The following is a 15,409-nucleotide window of genomic DNA, read 5'->3' as shown; positions in this document are numbered from 1 at the left end:
CCTGACCCAGGGAAAAACCGCTGGCCCCGCCGCGCGCGCCGCGAGATCCCGTGGCGGCGTTGGGACCGCCCGTGCCGACAACCTTCATGCTCGGATGCTCCAGATCATATCGCCATGCTTGAAGCCGCCCGGTGACCGTTTGGTTAACGCCTCGGCAAAAACTGCCGCCGACACGCCACTGAGCAGCCCCGTCACATTGATTCAAATGAACTTTTCTGACGGCACGATCCTCGCATCAACAGGCGCGTTACGCTGCATGGACGTCTGACCGATGCAAAATCTGCTTGCCCGCCTGATCGCCCCCCTCGCCGCAACCCTTGCGTTGGGCGGATTGGCGAGCCCGGTTCTGGCCCAATCGCGCATCAAGGACATCGCATCGGTCGAGGGTGTCCGCACCAACCAGCTCGTCGGCTATGGCCTGGTCGTCGGCCTGAACGGCACGGGCGACAGCCTGCGTAACTGCCCCTTCACCCGCCAGTCGCTGGAAGGCATGACCGAACGTCTGGGCGTCAACATCCGCGGCGCCACGGCCAACTCCAAGAATATGGCGGCCATCATGGTGACGGCCGACCTGCCCGCCTTCGCCACGCCCGGCTCGCGCATCGATGTGTCGGTGTCGTCCATGTGCGACGCCAAGAGCCTGCTGGGCGGCACCCTTCTGGTCACCGGACTGCAGGGCGCCGACGGTCAGGTTTACGCCGTGGCTCAGGGCTCCATCCAGACCGGCTCCGTCTCAGCGTCCGGCGCCTCCGGCTCATCGGTGACGCGCGGCGTGCCGACCGCCGGGCGTATCGCCTCCGGCGCCACGGTCGAGCGCGAGACGGGTTTCGAGCTGTCGAACATGAATGAAGTTCGCCTGAACCTGCGCAACCCCGACTTCACCACCGCCCAGCGTATGGCAGGCGTCATCAACGCGTCCTTCCCTGGCTCGGCCCTGGCTGAGAGCGGCACGGTCGTGGCCCTGCGCTCGCCCGGCCAACTGGGCATGGCGGGCTTCATCAGCCGCATCGAGAATCTGCCGATCACCGTCGACACTCCGGCCAAGGTCATCATCGACGAAGTGAACGGCGTCATCGTCATGGGCGACGCCGTACGCATCTCCCGCGTCGCCATCGCCCAGGGCAATCTGACCATCTCGGTTGATGAACAACCCGCCGTCAGCCAGCCCGCCCCGTTCGGCCGCGGTCAGACCGCCGTGGTCCCCAGCACCCAGGTTCGGATCGAAGAGGATTTGGGGACGGAGATGCGGATCATCGATGGCGGCGGCAACCTGTCCACCCTGGTCCACGGCCTGAACACCCTCGGTGTCAGCCCGCGCGACATGATCAGCATCCTGCAGGCCATCAAGGCCGCAGGCGCCCTGCAAGCCGACATTCAGGTGATGTGAGCATGAGCGACCTGTCCGTTTCCGCCGACTTGCTGCGCCCCGCTCCCAGCGTCAGCGCCGTCGCCCCAGACAAGATCAAGAAGACCGCGCAGGACTTTGAAGCCTCCTTCCTGGCTCAGATGCTTAAGCCTATGTTCCAGGGGCTGAAGACCGACGGTCTGTTCGGCGGCGGCCAGGCCGAAGAGACATGGCGCAGCTTCCTGGTCGATGAAATGGCCAAGAAGACTGTCGCTGCGGGCGGCATCGGCCTGGCCAGCACGGTCATGAGCGAAATGCTGAAAATGCAGGAACAGGGATAGGGACAGGGACAATGAGCGATTCAGAACTGGCCCGCGCCCGCGTCCGCCAACTGCTGGACCTGACCCGGCGGCTAACTGAGCGCCTGATGGTCGAGACGCGCGCCTTTGAGGACAGCCGCCCTCAGGACATCGTTGCCGGTCTGACCGAGACGCAGGACATGGCCAATGTCTACCGCCGCGATTCCGCTCATGTGAAGGCCAATCCGGCCCTGCTGAAGGACGCACCTCTGGAGGACCGCAAGGCGCTGCTTGAGGCGACCGAAACCTTCAACACCGTACTGGCCAATCACGCCCACGCCGTCGAAGCCGCCCGCGCCATTTCCGAAGGTCTGGTCCGCGCCATCGCGCATGAAGTCACCGCCGCGCGGACGCCTGCATCCGCCTATTCCGCCGATGGGCGCGCCGCTCAAGGCGACGGTCGAGCGGTGGCGATGAACCGCATGGCCTGAAGCCTCAGATCGGATTGCGCGGGGGTCGGTTTGTTGCCGTTTCTTTAAGCGGCCGCATGCAAGGGTTGCAGCATGTCACTGACTACCCGTCTTCTTGGTCTCGCTTTCGCGTCCGCCGATGCGCTCATTGAGTTGAATGCAAAAGGACATGTGGTTTTCGCCATGGGTGCGGCCGCCACGCTCGGCCAGGACGCGGGCGCGATCTGGAAAAACAGGCCTTTTGTCGATGTGCTGCATGATGGCTCGTCAGCCCTGGCCGCCATCCGCAGCACCAAACCCGGCGCCCGTTCGGCGCAGATGGACATCCTGATCACTGCAGAACCCGGGTGTGTTCGCCGCGCCTTCTTGCGGGCTTTCGTCCTGCCGGAACTGGCTCCAGCCATCTCTTGCGCCATCACCTATGACGGCCCTGCCTTCCCGATAGCGGACCTGCAGCCGCCTGCTCTTTTGGACGTGCAGGAGTTCCTGGCCGATGCAGGCCGCATCGTCGCCGCCACGCCCGGCCTGTCACTGGCCTTCCTCGATGTTCAAGGCGTCGAAGGCCTGTCTGGCGATGCGGCTGAGCGTGTTCACCACCGCATCCAGGCGACGCTTCAGTCGGCGGCGGCCCAGGGATCGTCCGCCGCCAAGATCACCGCCGAACGGTTCGCGCTACTGCGTCCAGCAGACGACCAGCGCGATCTGGCCGCTGAAATCATCGAAGCTGGAAAGACCGAGGGCGTGGCGTTGAACGCCGAAGCCTATGCTGCGCCTGTGCCTGAACAGTCGGACAATCTCTGCGTCCTGCGCGCCATGCGCTTCGCCATCGAGGGCTGCCTGAAGGACGGCGGGCTCGCCAATCCGCAGATGGCCTTCTCAGAGTCCCTGAAACGGACCCTGCGTGACGCCGAACTGTTCCGTAATCTGGTCAAGGCCCGCGCCTTCCAGCTTCATTATCAGCCTATTGTCGACCTCTCGACACGCGCGGTGCACCATTTCGAGGCCCTGGCCCGCTTCAGCCCGAACAACAGCCCCGCCGACGCCATCCGCATGGCCGAGGAACTGGACCTGATCGAGTCGTTTGATCTGGCTGTGGCGGAAAAAGTGTTGAAACGGATGCGGCGGCCCGGCGGGGGCCTGCTGAAAATGGCCATCAACGTTTCAGGGGCCTCGCTCAGTTCCGACGCCTATGTCGAACAGTTGCTGCACATGACCTCGGGCGCGCCAGAGGAACGGTCGCGCCTGATCGTAGAGGTCACAGAAACCGCCGCCGTCGCCGATATAGAAGCGGCCAACCGCCGCATCGCCGCCCTGCGCGCAGCCCACATCAAGGTCTGCATCGACGACTTCGGCGCAGGATCGGCCGCCTATGACTATCTGCGCAATCTGTCGGTCGATGCGGTCAAGATCGACGGCTCACTGGTGCGCGACATCGACACCGACGAACGCGCCCGCACCATGCTGCGCAGCGTGACCGAGCTTTGCCAGTCGCTGAACCTCGAAACCATCGCCGAAATGATCGAGACGGATGCGGTGGCCGCCCAGTTGAAGGCTCTGGGCGTCACCTACGGACAGGGCTGGCTGTTCGGCCGCGCCGAGGCCGAGCCCCGCACCAATCTGACCGGCGTGACAGCGGCCCGCCGTCGTGGCGCCGTCGAGGCCTGGGGCTGACTTACATCGCGACGACGCGCTCTATGCCGATAGCGTCGATGAAATCCGGGTCGTGGCTGACCACGACCAAAGCGCCGTCATAGGCCGCCAGCGCAGCTTCGACCGCCGCCACCGAATCCAGATCCAGGTGATTGGTCGGCTCATCCAAAATCAGAAGCTGGGCCGGGTTCACCCCGGTCATCACACAGGCCAGTGCCGCCCGCAGCCGCTCGCCGCCTGACAACTCGCCGACCTTGCGATGCGCCGACGTGTTGCGGAACAGAAACCGCGCCAACGCCGCGTGCGCGTCGTTCGCCGTTCCCTCCGGGTTCAGCCGCCGCCACGCCTCGACCAGGGTTTCATCCGGGTTCAGGATCGCCGCCTCCTGATCCAGCAGCACAGCCCGAACGGGCCGCTCTACGGTTCCAGCCGTCGGCGCCAGATCACCCGCGAACAGATGCAGCAGGGTCGACTTGCCCGCCCCGTTCGGCCCGGTCACGGCGATCCGTTCCGGTCCGGCGATTTTCAGGCTGATCGGTCCGACGATGCGCCGCCCCTCCGGCGTCGCCCATTCCGCATCACGCACATCCAACACCGTGCGCCCGGCGGACAGGCCTGTCGGCGGCATCGGTATCGATAGCGCCCGCACGCGTTCGATGCGGGCCTGCGCCGCCTCGAGCGTCGTCTGCGCCTCCTCGGCCTGACGTGAGGCCAGCACCCGGTCACGTGCCCCGCTGTTCTCGGCCCGCTCGGCTCGCGCGCCTAACAGGATTTTCGGCATGTCGCCCTTGGCCGCCTTGCGCCTTCCGGCAGAATCCCGCCGTGACTTGGCCTCTGCCCGCCGCTGCGCCTCGCTGGCCGACCGCGTCGCGCCCTTTTCAGCATCGGCCAGATCCCGTTCCGCCGCCAGTCGCGCCTCGGCCTTGCGCTCGGCATAGGGGTCATAGCCGCCGCCGAAGATTTCGACGCCCAGGCTGGAGATTTCAACGATCCGGTCCATCCGGCGCAGCAGTTCGCGGTCGTGGCTGACCACCACCGCCCCGCCCTGCCAGCGTTCCAGTACGGACGCGACCAGACGACGCGCATCGACATCCAGATGGTTGGTCGGTTCATCCAGCAGCAGCAGATCCGGTTGTCTCAGCAACAATCCCGCCAGCCGCAGCCGTGTCTGTTCGCCGCCGCTGAGGCCATCCGCGTGCCGCTCCAGCGACAGGCCAGCCAGCCCCACCTGATCCAGCACCTCGCCGATCCGCGCCTCCAGCGTCCAGTCGGCGACCTCAAGGTCGGTCTCGCTGCCTTCGCCCGCCAGAATACGGTCGATCACAGACAGATCGTCCGCGACGCCCAGCATCGCCGCCACAGTCTCGCCCGGCGCCGGATCATGTCTCTGATCCAGAACGCCGATGGAGCCGACACGCGTCACCGCGCCCTCGGCGGGCGTCAATGCGCCGGACAGCAGGCGCAGCAGCGTGCTCTTGCCCGCACCATTGCGACCGACGATGCCGGTGCGCTCAGGCCCGAACGTCAGGCTCAGATTGTCGAAGAGTATGGAGCCGTCAGGCGTCCTAGCGGCGACCTTGTCGAGTGTCGCGTACGCGGATGGGGACAGGCTTGGGCTTTGGCTTATTGGCATGGAGAATCGCGAGCAGCAGGACGGAAAGGGCGAAACCGGTTCCCAGAATGCTGATCATGATTGTCGTGCCTCTTACTCGAAAAGCCGTCAGAACAGAGAGGATGGGTGTGAATGCTGCAATGCGCAACCCCACGCCGGAACACGCCCGCGTGAAGACTGGTTAACGCCCCTATCCCTCGACCCCGCATGCGCCGCGCGATAAACGGCGGCCATGCAAGTCCCCTTCCGCATCGAAGACGCCGTTGGCGCCGCCGCCCGTCGCGAAGCCGCCGTCCAGCAACTGCGTGATGAAACCGGCATTGACGAGGCCATGATCGACGCTCTGGTCGAGGGGTTCTACGCCCGTGTCCGCAAAGACGGCCTGATCGGCCCGATCTTCGCCGCCCGCATCACCGACTGGGCGCCGCATCTGGCGCAGATGAAGCTGTTCTGGTCGTCCGTCGCCCTGTCGACCGGCGTCTATCAGGGGCGGCCCATGCCCAAACACCTGCCCCTGCCCATCGACGCGCGCCATTTCGACCGCTGGCTGGAGATTTTCGTCGCCACAGCCACCGAACTCTGCCCGCCGGTCGCCGCCAAACACTTCATCGAACGCGCCCGCCGCATCGCGGAAAGCCTGGAACTGGGCGTCGCCAATGCCAACAAGGTGCTGCTGGCCAAGGGCGAACGCTATGTCCGCCCCTTCGAAGGCTGGACGCCCGATCAGGATTAGGTCGCTGTCCCTGCGGTTGCAGGCGCAGCGGTCATCGTGACGTTCACATTGAAACCGAACACCTTCCACCCCTCGCCTTCTTTGACGAAGTTGGTCTGTGCGTGCGCCACTCGATCTGGATAGATGTAATCCTGCTGCACCACATAGAAACGCCCATTAGTGCTCGTCACGCTTTGGAAACCGACCACTTTCGGTTCCAGGATCGGCGTGTCACCGATCATATTGCGTAACATGGGAAGCTGCGCCCGGATCGCTTCCGGCGAATTGGCCGACGACATGCGCGACGCGACAGCGTCGTCCTGTCCTGTGACAAGTTCACTGAACAGCGCCTTCGCTTCGGCGTTCAGAGCCGGATCCGACTTGGGCAGGTTTGCATTGAACGTACAGGCCGCCAACGTCGATGCTGCCGCAACCGCGCCCAAGGTTCTGAGATACATGAAGGCTCCTCCCGCTATCCCCGCAATCTATCGCCAGCAACGGTTCGCACAACCCTGATTTCAGCCGCAATGTTCCCACATTGTTCTTGCTGAATCATTCAAATTGATCCCCATATAGCGTTGTCGCGTCGGACCCGTCCGACCCTCCCCCGCGTTCTCGGACTCCATGACTGAAAAGCACAACTTCATCCGCGTTCGCGGCGCCCGTGAGCACAATCTCAAGGGCGTGGACCTGGATATTCCGCGTGAACAGCTGGTGGTGATGACCGGCCTGTCGGGCTCGGGCAAATCCTCACTGGCGTTCGACACCATCTACGCCGAGGGCCAGCGTCGCTATGTCGAGAGCCTGTCGGCCTATGCGCGTCAGTTCCTGGAGCTGATGGGAAAGCCGGACGTGGACCTGATCGAGGGCCTGTCCCCGGCCATCTCCATCGAACAGAAGACGACGTCCAAGAACCCGCGCTCGACCGTCGGCACGGTGACGGAGATCCACGACTATATGCGTCTGTTGTGGGCGCGCGTGGGTATTCCCTATTCACCCGCAACCGGCCTGCCGATCGAGAGCCAGACCATTAGCCAGATGGTCGACAAGCTGACCGCCCTGCCTGACGGAGAGCGCATCCTGCTGCTGGCCCCCGTCGTGCGCGGCCGCAAGGGCGAATACAAGAAAGAGATCGCCGAGTGGCAGCGTCAGGGCTTCCAGCGCCTGAAGATCGACGGCCAGTTCTACCCCATCGACGAAGCCCCGACGCTGGACAAGAAGTTCAAGCATGACATCGACATCGTCGTGGACCGGATCGTCACCAAGCCGGATCAGGAAGGCCGCTACGCCGACAGCCTGCAGACCGCGCTGGGCCTGGCGGACGGCATCGCCAATGCAGAATGGGCATCGACGAACGAGGGCGAAACTGCGCCCCGCTCAATCCTGTTCTCGGAACGGTTCGCCTGTCCGGTGTCCGGCTTTACGATCAGCGAGATCGAACCGCGCCTATTCTCGTTCAACAACCCGTTCGGCGCCTGTCCGGTGTGCGACGGTCTGGGTGTCAAACTGGCCTTTGACGCTGATCTGGTCATCCCGGATCGCGACAAAACCCTGCACAAGGGCGCCGTCTCCCCATGGGCGCGCGGTCCCTCGCCCCTCTACACCCAGACGCTGCAGTCGCTGAGCCTGCACTACGGCTTCTCGATGGATGTGGCGTGGCGCGATCTTCCGGCCCAGGCGCACAAGGCGATCCTGTACGGAACCGGCTCTGAGAAGATCAAATTCACCTACGACGACAACGCCCGCAAATACGAGGTGTCCAAGCCGTTCGAAGGCGTTCTGCCCAACCTTGAGCGCCGTTGGCGCGAAACGGACAGCGCCTGGGTGCGCGAGGAACTGGGCCGCTACCAGTCCGAAACCCCATGCGACGCCTGCCACGGCAAGCGCCTGAAGCCCGAAGCCCTGGCGGTCAAGGTCGGCGGCGAGGACATCGCCGACATCTCCATGCTGTCGATCTCCAAGGCCTATCTGTGGTTCTCGACCATCGAAGAAAGCCTGACGGACAAACAGGCCGAGATCGCGCGCCGCATCCTGAAGGAAATCTGCGACCGGCTGCGGTTCCTGAACAATGTCGGCCTGGACTATCTGAACATGTCCCGCTCCTCCGGCACCCTGTCGGGCGGCGAGAGCCAGCGCATCCGCTTGGCGTCGCAGATCGGCTCGGGCCTGACCGGCGTCCTGTACGTGCTGGACGAACCCTCCATCGGCCTGCACCAGCGCGACAACACCCGCCTGCTGGAAAGCCTGAAGGGGCTGCGCGATCTGGGTAACTCCGTGCTGGTCGTTGAACACGACGAGGAGGCCATCCTGACCGCCGACTATGTCATCGACATGGGACCGGCCGCTGGCGTTCACGGCGGACAGGTCTGCGCCGAGGGCACACCCGCCGAGGTCATGGCCAACCCCAACTCCCTGACCGGCAAATATCTGACGGGCGAGCGCGAGATCGAAATCCCCACCGACGGCCGCCGTCCGATCGACCGCAAGCGGATGCTGAAGATCAGCGGCGCGACCGGCAACAATCTGAAGAATGTCACCGGCGAAATCCCGGTCGGCGTCTTCACCTGCATCACCGGCGTCTCTGGCGGGGGCAAGTCCACCTTCACGATCGAGACCCTGTACAAGGCCGCCGCGCGCCGCCTGAACAATGCGTCCGAGGCCCCTGCCCCCTTCGACCGTATCGAGGGGCTGGAGCAGTTCGACAAGGTCATCGACATCGACCAGTCGCCCATCGGCCGCACGCCGCGTTCAAACCCCGCCACCTACACCGGCGCCTTCGGGCCGATCCGCGACTGGTATGCAGGACTGCCGGAATCCAAGGCGCGCGGCTATGGGCCCGGCCGGTTCAGCTTCAACGTCAAGGGCGGGCGCTGCGAGGCCTGTCAGGGCGATGGCGTCATCAAGATCGAGATGCACTTCCTGCCCGATGTCTATGTCACCTGTGACGTCTGCAAGGGCAAACGCTACAACCGCGAAACGCTGGAGATCGTGTTCAAGGGCAAGTCCATCTCGGACGTGCTGGACATGACGGTCGAAGAGGCCGCGACCTTCTTCAAGGCCGTGCCGCCGATCCGCGACAAGATGCTGACGCTGGAGCGCGTGGGGCTGGGCTACGTCAAGGTGGGCCAGCCCGCGACCACCCTGTCGGGCGGCGAGGCCCAGCGGGTCAAACTGTCCAAGGAACTGTCGAAACGCGCCACGGGCCGCACCCTGTACATCCTCGACGAGCCGACCACCGGCCTGCATTTCGAGGACACCCGCAAACTGCTTGAGGTGCTCCAGGAACTGGTCGAGGCTGGCAACACCATCGTGGTGATCGAGCACAATCTCGATGTCATCAAGGTTGCCGACTACCTGCTGGACTTCGGCCCCGAAGGCGGCGACGGCGGTGGCGAGATCGTTGCGGTCGGCACGCCCGAACAGGTGGCCGACAACAAGGCCAGTTGGACCGGCAAATACCTCAAGGAGGTGCTGGACCGGCACGAGGACCGCCGCAAGGCCCGCGTCGCGGCTCTGGGCGGCGGCTCTGACGCCAAGCCCACCCGCAAGAAGGCGAAGGCGTCGGCCTAGGCCGGCGCTTTCTCCTCAACGACCACCACGGGCGACGCTGCCACCACGCCGTAGTCCTTGCTGCGCCAGCGCAGGGCCAGAACGACGGACGCAATCAGCAGCACGCCCGTCGTGACCACGCTGCCTTCTGGTCCGAAGGCGGCGCCGGTCAGCCACCAGGGCGCGCCCGCGCGATCGGCCAGATCGACGATCAGCGGCGGCGTCTGGATCACCTGCCCCGACACCTCCAGCCCGAAGCCCAGACCCAGCAACCAGTTCCAGGCCGCGTGCCAGCCACATACGCCCCACAGCGATCCCTCGCGTGCGGCGTAGAAGCCGATCATCACCCCGAACAGCACAACATTGGCCACGCCGACGACCAGTTCCGGCGACGGCTTGATATTGCCCGCGTGCAGCAGGCCGAACAGGGCCGAGCTAAGACCGATGCCCCAGCCCAGACCGTGCCGTGACGCGATGACCTGCATCAGCCACCCACGCGTGACGATCTCTTCGGTCGAGCCCTGAATGATGAAGCCGATCAGCAGCACGACGATGGGGAACAAGGCCCCCAGCACGTTCGGTGTGCTGAATGCGCCGCCCGCCTCGATGCGATAACCACCCAGCGCCGCAATGATGCCGACGACGGCCAGCAGGAAGGCCAGACCGATGCCATATCCGCGCAGGAAACGCTTCAGGCCCTGATCATTAAAGCCTATGGCCCTGAGGCCACGCCGTTCGAACAGCATCACCCAACAGAAGGTGATCAGGGCGATGACTGCGAACCCGGCCAGCGTATAGGCCGTCGCCCCCCAGCCCTGGCTCTCGCCCTGCATGTTGACCCAGCCCAGCAGGATCGCCGGGAACATGGACAAGGTCTGTCCCACGACGATGAAGACCACCGCCAGGATCAGAGCCGCCGCCGTCCACGTTCGGCGATGACGCGGCTCACGTGGTGCGAAAAGCTCGATCCCGGCCATGTTCAGAAATGCTCCGCCGGGGCGACAAGGCCGCGGATAGACAGCCATGCCGCCGAGAACGGCGCATAGATGACGGCGACCTGCAGGGCCGACAGGAAGGCGTTGACCACCGACCACAGCAGGATCGGCAGCCAGGCTTGAGCCAGAATCTCGATCGACGACAGGCCGTTGAACCGGGCCAGGCCTTCAATGCCGCCACCCGCCAGATTGACCGCCGCGCTGATGATGCCGCCCAGAATGCTGACCACCATGCTCATCACGAAGGCCAGAATGGCCATGCCCAGCAGGGGCCAGAAGCGCCCTTTGGTGGCCTTGAACGATTCCAGAATAGCGATCTTGCCCTTGTCCACGGTGATGGGCACAGCAAGGCTGAGGCGCACGGTCAGCCAGATCACCCCACCGATTGCGGCGAGACCTACGACCAGTCCCAGCAGCGCAAGAAACGCCTGCCCCGACGCAGCCAGAGCTGTCGGAATCAACATGGCCAAGCCGCTGGCCAGGCCCAGGGTGACGCTGACGATCACGCTGACCGCCAGCACCCGGACCTCGTCCATGCCAAGGCGCAGAAAGCCCCAGCGTGACTGATCAGGGCGCAACACGGACCGCGCGATAGCCGCGCTCAGCACCGCGCCCAGGACCAGACCCAGCGGAATGATCCAGCCGACACCGGTCAACAGGGTCGTATAGGCCTCGCCGATAGCGGCCAGCTGGCTCTGAGGATCGCCACTGCTGCTGCTCTGCAGGCTCTCGGCCATCGACATGAAGGCCGCCCAGTGGCTGGCCCCCAGACCGAACATGACCAGGAACACCACCAGATAGGCCAGCCCCCAGAACAGGGCGGCGGCGGGGTGGCGGCGGACGACGCGGAACCCCTCGAAGGCCGCTTCAGTAGCGGAAAAACTCATGTCGCACTCCAGCTCAGATTCGAGGTGACCTTAGACCAACGCGTGAGCGCCGTCCTCTGGCGCGCCATCAAGCAATTGTCGGGCCGCCGACGTAAAGGGCGCCGACAACAGGGTCAGCACCGATCCATAGATGAAGCCGCCCGGCCCCAGCACCAGCAGGGCCACGCCCCACAGCACCGGCGCCGACGGGAACATGTCCCCCAGTGTCCCCGCACCGCCCAATGCCTCCATGTTCGCAAACACCCCGCTGGCGAACAGTGCGACGATCACCACGAAGGCGATGATGACATAGACGAGCGCATAGGCCAGCCATGTGCTGACCAGCAGGCCCAGCAGCGGCAGGGTCCGCTTGCGACCCAACTGCCAACCCTCGACAAAGGCCAGACGTCCAAGGATCAGGGTCGTGGGCGCGATCAAGGACAGTCGCGCCATCGCCACCGCGACAAAGGCGATCAAGGCCAGAAACAGCACCGCCCCCAGAATGATCGCCGCCGCCTGACTGATCTGCCAGACGATGAAGCCAGCCAGGGTGCCGACCGCAACCACGATCAGAACCGCAAAATAGGTTCCCACCAACAGGGCGATGCCGACCACGCCGACACGCAACTCATCCATGCTCAGCCGCATGAAGAACCACTTGTCCGGTCGTCCTATCCGCAGCGTGGCCCGCGCAGTCGCAGTCCATATGGTCACGCCCAGAACCAGTTGTGCGACGTTAAACAGCATGGTCACGCCCTGCAGCGCCACCAGCCGCCCGACAAGCTCAGGCGGCGGCTCTGCGCCGTTGCTCAGCGGAATATTGCCCAGGGTTCCAAACACCAGAACCGCCAGCAGCAGGCTGAAGGCAGCGATGGAAAACCCCCAGACAAACACAGCCAGCGGATGCCGACGGATCACACGCAGCGGCGTGGCCATGGCCTCGCTGATGGAAAGAGTCTCAGTCACGTGCGCCTCCTTGCGGCGTCTGGAATTCCACCTGGCGATAGACCGAGCCAAGATAGGCGATGGCCAACGGACCCTGCACCATATTCAGCACTACAGCCCAGACCACCCAACCCGCCGCGCCCGCCAGCAGCCCGGCGGCCCACAGGCCGATCAGCACGAACTTGGGCGCAGCGACCACGATCAGTCCGGCAAACAGGGGCCAGAACACCTTGCGCGTAATCGCCATGCTGTTCAGCGACACCATATGGCCGCGCCCTACAGTCGCCGAGGCGAACAGCGACAGGCGCACGACCAAGGCCGCGACGGAAAACAAGACGCCGACCGTCAGAACGGCCAATAGAACCAGCTTCCAAGCCGGTCCCACCGCCGCCCATTCGCGCGCCTGAATGGCGGTGGCGTCCAGCCCCGCCATCCCGAACACGGCCAGCAGCACCAAGGCCACGACGGACACGATCATGGCCAGAAAGACGGCGCACAGGGCCGCCGCGCCTGCCAGCCTGAGTTCCGGCATCGCAAACTGCAGTCCCACGGGGCCTAAACCCAGACCTTTCGCCCCGGACTGATCATCCGAAATCGCGACCCGCGTCAGGGCGCCGGTCAACACCAGCATCGCAACCGTCGCCGCCAGCATCCATGCCCAGACCAGTCCATCGGCGACGAAGGGCCGCACGCTCCAGACGACCGCCCCGACGACGACCGCGCCCCACGCCGCCTTCCAACCCCGGATCATCTCTGGAACCGCCGCCGACAGGGCATCGCCCAATCGCAACTGTGTGTTCTTGTGCGTCATCCCGCCCCCTCTGAACGCGCGATATAGCAGGGGATCGTGACGCGCGGCCAGACGACCGCTATTAGGCCGCCATGACTGCTTCCACGACTTCCCCCTCGCCCGTCCACGTCATCGGCGGCGGCCTCGCCGGTTCCGAAGCCGCCTGGCAGATCGCCCAGGCTGGCGTGCCCGTCATCCTGCACGAAATGCGCGGCGTGCCGGGCATCAAGACCGACGCCCACCAGACGGACGGACTGGCCGAACTGGTCTGCTCCAACTCCTTCCGGTCGGATGACTGGCAGTTCAATGCCGTCGGCCTGCTGCACGCAGAAATGCGCGCACTGGATTCCGTCATCATGGCCTGCGGCGACGTCAATCAGGTGCCCGCGGGCGGCGCACTGGCCGTGGATCGCGACGCCTTTTCTCAGGCCGTCACAGCCAAGCTGGAGGCCCATCCGCTGGTCACCATCGTACGCGAGGAGATCGCCGGCCTGCCGCCCGAGGAATGGGACAATGTCATCGTCGCCACCGGGCCGCTGACCTCACCTGCTCTGGCCGAGGCCGTGCTGAAGGCGACGGATCAGGAAAGCCTGTCCTTCTTCGACGCCATCGCGCCAATCATTCACGCCGACAGCATCGACTTCGACATCGCCTGGCGTCAGTCGCGCTATGACAAGGAAGGCCCGGGCGGTGACGCCGCCGCCTACGTCAACTGCCCCATGAACAAGGAGCAGTACGAGGCCTTCATCGACGCACTGCTGAACGGTCCCAAGGCCGAGTTCAAGGACTGGGAGAACGTCCCCTATTTCGACGGCTGCCTGCCCATCGAGGTGATGGCCGAGCGCGGTCGCGAGACCCTGCGCCACGGCCCGATGAAGCCGGTCGGCCTGACCAATCCGCGCGACCCGCTGGTCAAATCCTACGCCATAGTCCAACTGCGTCAGGACAATGCGCTGGGCACCCTGTTCAACATGGTCGGGTTCCAGACCAAGCTGAAGCACGGCGTACAGGCCGAAACCTTCCGCATGATCCCCGGGCTTCAGAACGCTCAGTTCGCGCGTTTGGGCGGGCTGCACCGCAACACCTATCTGAACAGCCCGGAACTTCTGGACAAGCAACTGCGGTTGAAGGCCATTCCGCGTCTGCGCTTCGCCGGTCAGGTCACGGGCGTCGAGGGCTATGTCGAAAGCGCCGCCATGGGCCTGCTGACCGGGCGCATGGCCGCGGCTCAGGCATTGGGCCGTGACCTGTCAGCCCCGCCTGCAGACACGGCGATGGGCGCCCTGGTCGAACACATCACCGGCGGCCATCTGGCAGGTTCCAAGTTCCAGCCGATGAACATCAACTACGGCCTGCTGCCCCCGCTTGAGGCGCCCAAGGTCGATGAAGAGGGCAAGAAGATCCCGCTGAAAGAACGCGGCCGCGCCAAGAAACGCCTGATGAGCATCCGCGCGCTGGACAGCCTGAAGGCCTGGCGCGACGCGAACTGAGTTCACACCGGCCGGGTCGCCTCAGCGCAGCTTGGGCAGGCCCGGTCGGAACATCAGGGTGAACACACCCAGAATGACGACGCCCACGCCCATCACGATCCAGGCCTGTGTCAGGTCGGCGACGTGATCGCGCAACAGGCCGGCGGCCAGAGGCGACAGACTGGCGATGATGTAGCCGCCGCCCTGAACGAAGGCGAGCAGATCGCCTGAACGAGCGGGATCATCAATCTGGTCCATCGCCAGGATCAGGGTCAAGGGGAAGATGGCGCCAATGCCCAATCCCATGACCAGCACGACCGGCACGGCCAGACTGACCGGCGCGACGACCAGCCCCGCCAGACCCGCCAGCGCCAGAACCAACGCCGTCAGGATCGGACCACGACGGTCCGGGAAACGTCCGATCAGGGCCGAAACCAGCAGGCCCGCCGCCACCTCGGCGCCCGTCATGCCGCTGAGCAGATAGCCCGCCGTGGCCCTGGGCTGACCCAGATCGACATAGAAGGGCGGAAGCCAGGCCAGAACCAGCGTATAGGCCGACGTCCCCAGCCCCATGATCAGGATCAGGCTCCATGCCCGCCCCTGCTTCCAGAAGGGAATTTCGGGATGCGTCACTTCGGCCACCGCCTGCCGGTTCGGCTCTTCGGCCTTCGGATCACGCGCCGCGCACAGCCAGACGACCGACGCGA

At 64.9% G+C, this 15,409-nt stretch carries 15 protein-coding genes; 8 read left to right on the top strand and 7 right to left on the bottom strand.

The features are described 5' to 3' along the window. The 5 genes from QZ281_RS03675 to QZ281_RS03655 form a co-directional block, all read left to right on the top strand. Positions 1-268 (top strand): hypothetical protein (locus QZ281_RS03675; RefSeq protein ID WP_292224849.1); only part of this gene is annotated, 268 nt, incomplete at its 5' end. A 3-nt stretch (positions 269-271) separates the two neighbouring features. Further along, entirely contained in the window at positions 272-1,387 is a 1,116-nt protein-coding gene (locus QZ281_RS03670) for a flagellar basal body P-ring protein FlgI (protein WP_292224847.1), read from the top strand. Between the two features lie 2 nt (positions 1,388-1,389). After that, positions 1,390-1,686, top strand: coding sequence for a rod-binding protein (locus QZ281_RS03665; RefSeq protein WP_292224846.1), 297 nt, complete (start codon positions 1,390-1,392; stop codon positions 1,684-1,686). Positions 1,687-1,697: 11 nt separating this feature from the next. Then, positions 1,698-2,135 carry a flagellar basal-body protein FlbY gene (locus tag QZ281_RS03660; RefSeq protein WP_292224844.1) on the top strand — a complete coding sequence of 146 codons (438 nt, stop codon included), beginning with the start codon at positions 1,698-1,700 and terminating at the stop codon, positions 2,133-2,135. Between the two features lie 162 nt (positions 2,136-2,297). After that, entirely contained in the window at positions 2,298-3,785 is a 1,488-nt protein-coding gene (locus tag QZ281_RS03655; RefSeq protein ID WP_292224841.1) for an EAL domain-containing protein, read from the top strand. Position 3,786: 1 nt separating this feature from the next. On the opposite strand, the gene QZ281_RS03650 is transcribed toward QZ281_RS03655, so the two are convergent. Then, positions 3,787-5,397 (bottom strand): ABC-F family ATP-binding cassette domain-containing protein, encoded by a 1,611-nt coding sequence (locus QZ281_RS03650; RefSeq protein WP_292224839.1) that lies wholly within the window; start codon positions 5,395-5,397, stop codon positions 3,787-3,789. Positions 5,398-5,608: 211 nt separating this feature from the next. Here QZ281_RS03650 and QZ281_RS03645 point away from each other — a divergent pair, with 211 nt between their 5' ends. After that, positions 5,609-6,109, top strand: coding sequence for a group III truncated hemoglobin (locus tag QZ281_RS03645; protein WP_292224837.1), 501 nt, complete (start codon positions 5,609-5,611; stop codon positions 6,107-6,109). On the opposite strand, the gene QZ281_RS03640 is transcribed toward QZ281_RS03645, so the two are convergent. After that, positions 6,106-6,546: a hypothetical protein gene (locus QZ281_RS03640; protein WP_292224836.1), complete on the bottom strand. Its 441-nt coding sequence runs from the start codon at positions 6,544-6,546 to the stop codon at positions 6,106-6,108. The two genes, QZ281_RS03645 and QZ281_RS03640, sit on opposite strands and share 4 nt — an antisense overlap. A 166-nt stretch (positions 6,547-6,712) precedes the next feature. Between QZ281_RS03640 and uvrA the strand changes: the two genes are divergently transcribed. Beyond that, entirely contained in the window at positions 6,713-9,658 is a 2,946-nt protein-coding gene (gene uvrA, locus QZ281_RS03635; protein WP_292224834.1) for an excinuclease ABC subunit UvrA, read from the top strand. Here the strand turns inward: uvrA and QZ281_RS03630 are convergent. From QZ281_RS03630 to QZ281_RS03615, 4 genes are read right to left on the bottom strand one after another with little or no spacing between them, the layout of a single operon-like run. Continuing rightward, positions 9,655-10,614 (bottom strand): type II CAAX endopeptidase family protein, encoded by a 960-nt coding sequence (locus tag QZ281_RS03630; protein WP_292224831.1) that lies wholly within the window; start codon positions 10,612-10,614, stop codon positions 9,655-9,657. The two genes, uvrA and QZ281_RS03630, sit on opposite strands and share 4 nt — an antisense overlap. A 2-nt stretch (positions 10,615-10,616) precedes the next feature. Continuing rightward, positions 10,617-11,519 carry a hypothetical protein gene (locus QZ281_RS03625; protein WP_292224829.1) on the bottom strand — a complete coding sequence of 301 codons (903 nt, stop codon included), beginning with the start codon at positions 11,517-11,519 and terminating at the stop codon, positions 10,617-10,619. Positions 11,520-11,549: 30 nt separating this feature from the next. Beyond that, positions 11,550-12,464, bottom strand: coding sequence for a hypothetical protein (locus QZ281_RS03620; protein ID WP_292224826.1), 915 nt, complete (start codon positions 12,462-12,464; stop codon positions 11,550-11,552). Then, positions 12,457-13,254: a hypothetical protein gene (locus QZ281_RS03615; RefSeq protein ID WP_292224824.1), complete on the bottom strand. Its 798-nt coding sequence runs from the start codon at positions 13,252-13,254 to the stop codon at positions 12,457-12,459. Before QZ281_RS03615 ends, QZ281_RS03620 begins: the two co-directional genes overlap by 8 nt. Positions 13,255-13,325: 71 nt before the next feature. Between QZ281_RS03615 and trmFO the strand changes: the two genes are divergently transcribed. Then, entirely contained in the window at positions 13,326-14,723 is a 1,398-nt protein-coding gene (trmFO, locus tag QZ281_RS03610; protein ID WP_292224823.1) for a methylenetetrahydrofolate--tRNA-(uracil(54)-C(5))-methyltransferase (FADH(2)-oxidizing) TrmFO, read from the top strand. A gap of 21 nt (positions 14,724-14,744) precedes the next feature. Here the strand turns inward: trmFO and QZ281_RS03605 are convergent. Then, positions 14,745-15,409: MFS transporter (locus QZ281_RS03605; RefSeq protein WP_292224821.1), on the bottom strand; the 665-nt coding region annotated here is incomplete at its 5' end.

Origin of the sequence: Brevundimonas sp. (assembly GCF_018608325.1) — a bacterium.
Taxonomy (GTDB): Bacteria; Pseudomonadota; Alphaproteobacteria; order Caulobacterales; family Caulobacteraceae; genus Brevundimonas.
This window is presented reverse-complemented; position numbering and strand designations above follow the sequence as displayed.

Coding starts and splice junctions, on each gene's coding strand:
- trmFO (WP_292224823.1), top strand. CDS start 13,326: ATGACTGCTTCCACGACTTCCCCCTCGCCCGTCCACGTCATCGGCGGC.
- QZ281_RS03630 (WP_292224831.1), bottom strand. CDS start 10,614: ATGGCCGGGATCGAGCTTTTCGCACCACGTGAGCCGCGTCATCGCCGA.
- QZ281_RS03655 (WP_292224841.1), top strand. CDS start 2,298: ATGGGTGCGGCCGCCACGCTCGGCCAGGACGCGGGCGCGATCTGGAAA.
- QZ281_RS03650 (WP_292224839.1), bottom strand. CDS start 5,397: ATGCCAATAAGCCAAAGCCCAAGCCTGTCCCCATCCGCGTACGCGACA.
- QZ281_RS03640 (WP_292224836.1), bottom strand. CDS start 6,546: ATGTATCTCAGAACCTTGGGCGCGGTTGCGGCAGCATCGACGTTGGCG.
- QZ281_RS03615 (WP_292224824.1), bottom strand. CDS start 13,254: ATGACGCACAAGAACACACAGTTGCGATTGGGCGATGCCCTGTCGGCG.
- QZ281_RS03670 (WP_292224847.1), top strand. CDS start 272: ATGCAAAATCTGCTTGCCCGCCTGATCGCCCCCCTCGCCGCAACCCTT.
- QZ281_RS03625 (WP_292224829.1), bottom strand. CDS start 11,519: ATGAGTTTTTCCGCTACTGAAGCGGCCTTCGAGGGGTTCCGCGTCGTC.
- QZ281_RS03645 (WP_292224837.1), top strand. CDS start 5,609: ATGCAAGTCCCCTTCCGCATCGAAGACGCCGTTGGCGCCGCCGCCCGT.
- uvrA (WP_292224834.1), top strand. CDS start 6,713: ATGACTGAAAAGCACAACTTCATCCGCGTTCGCGGCGCCCGTGAGCAC.
- QZ281_RS03665 (WP_292224846.1), top strand. CDS start 1,390: ATGAGCGACCTGTCCGTTTCCGCCGACTTGCTGCGCCCCGCTCCCAGC.
- QZ281_RS03660 (WP_292224844.1), top strand. CDS start 1,698: ATGAGCGATTCAGAACTGGCCCGCGCCCGCGTCCGCCAACTGCTGGAC.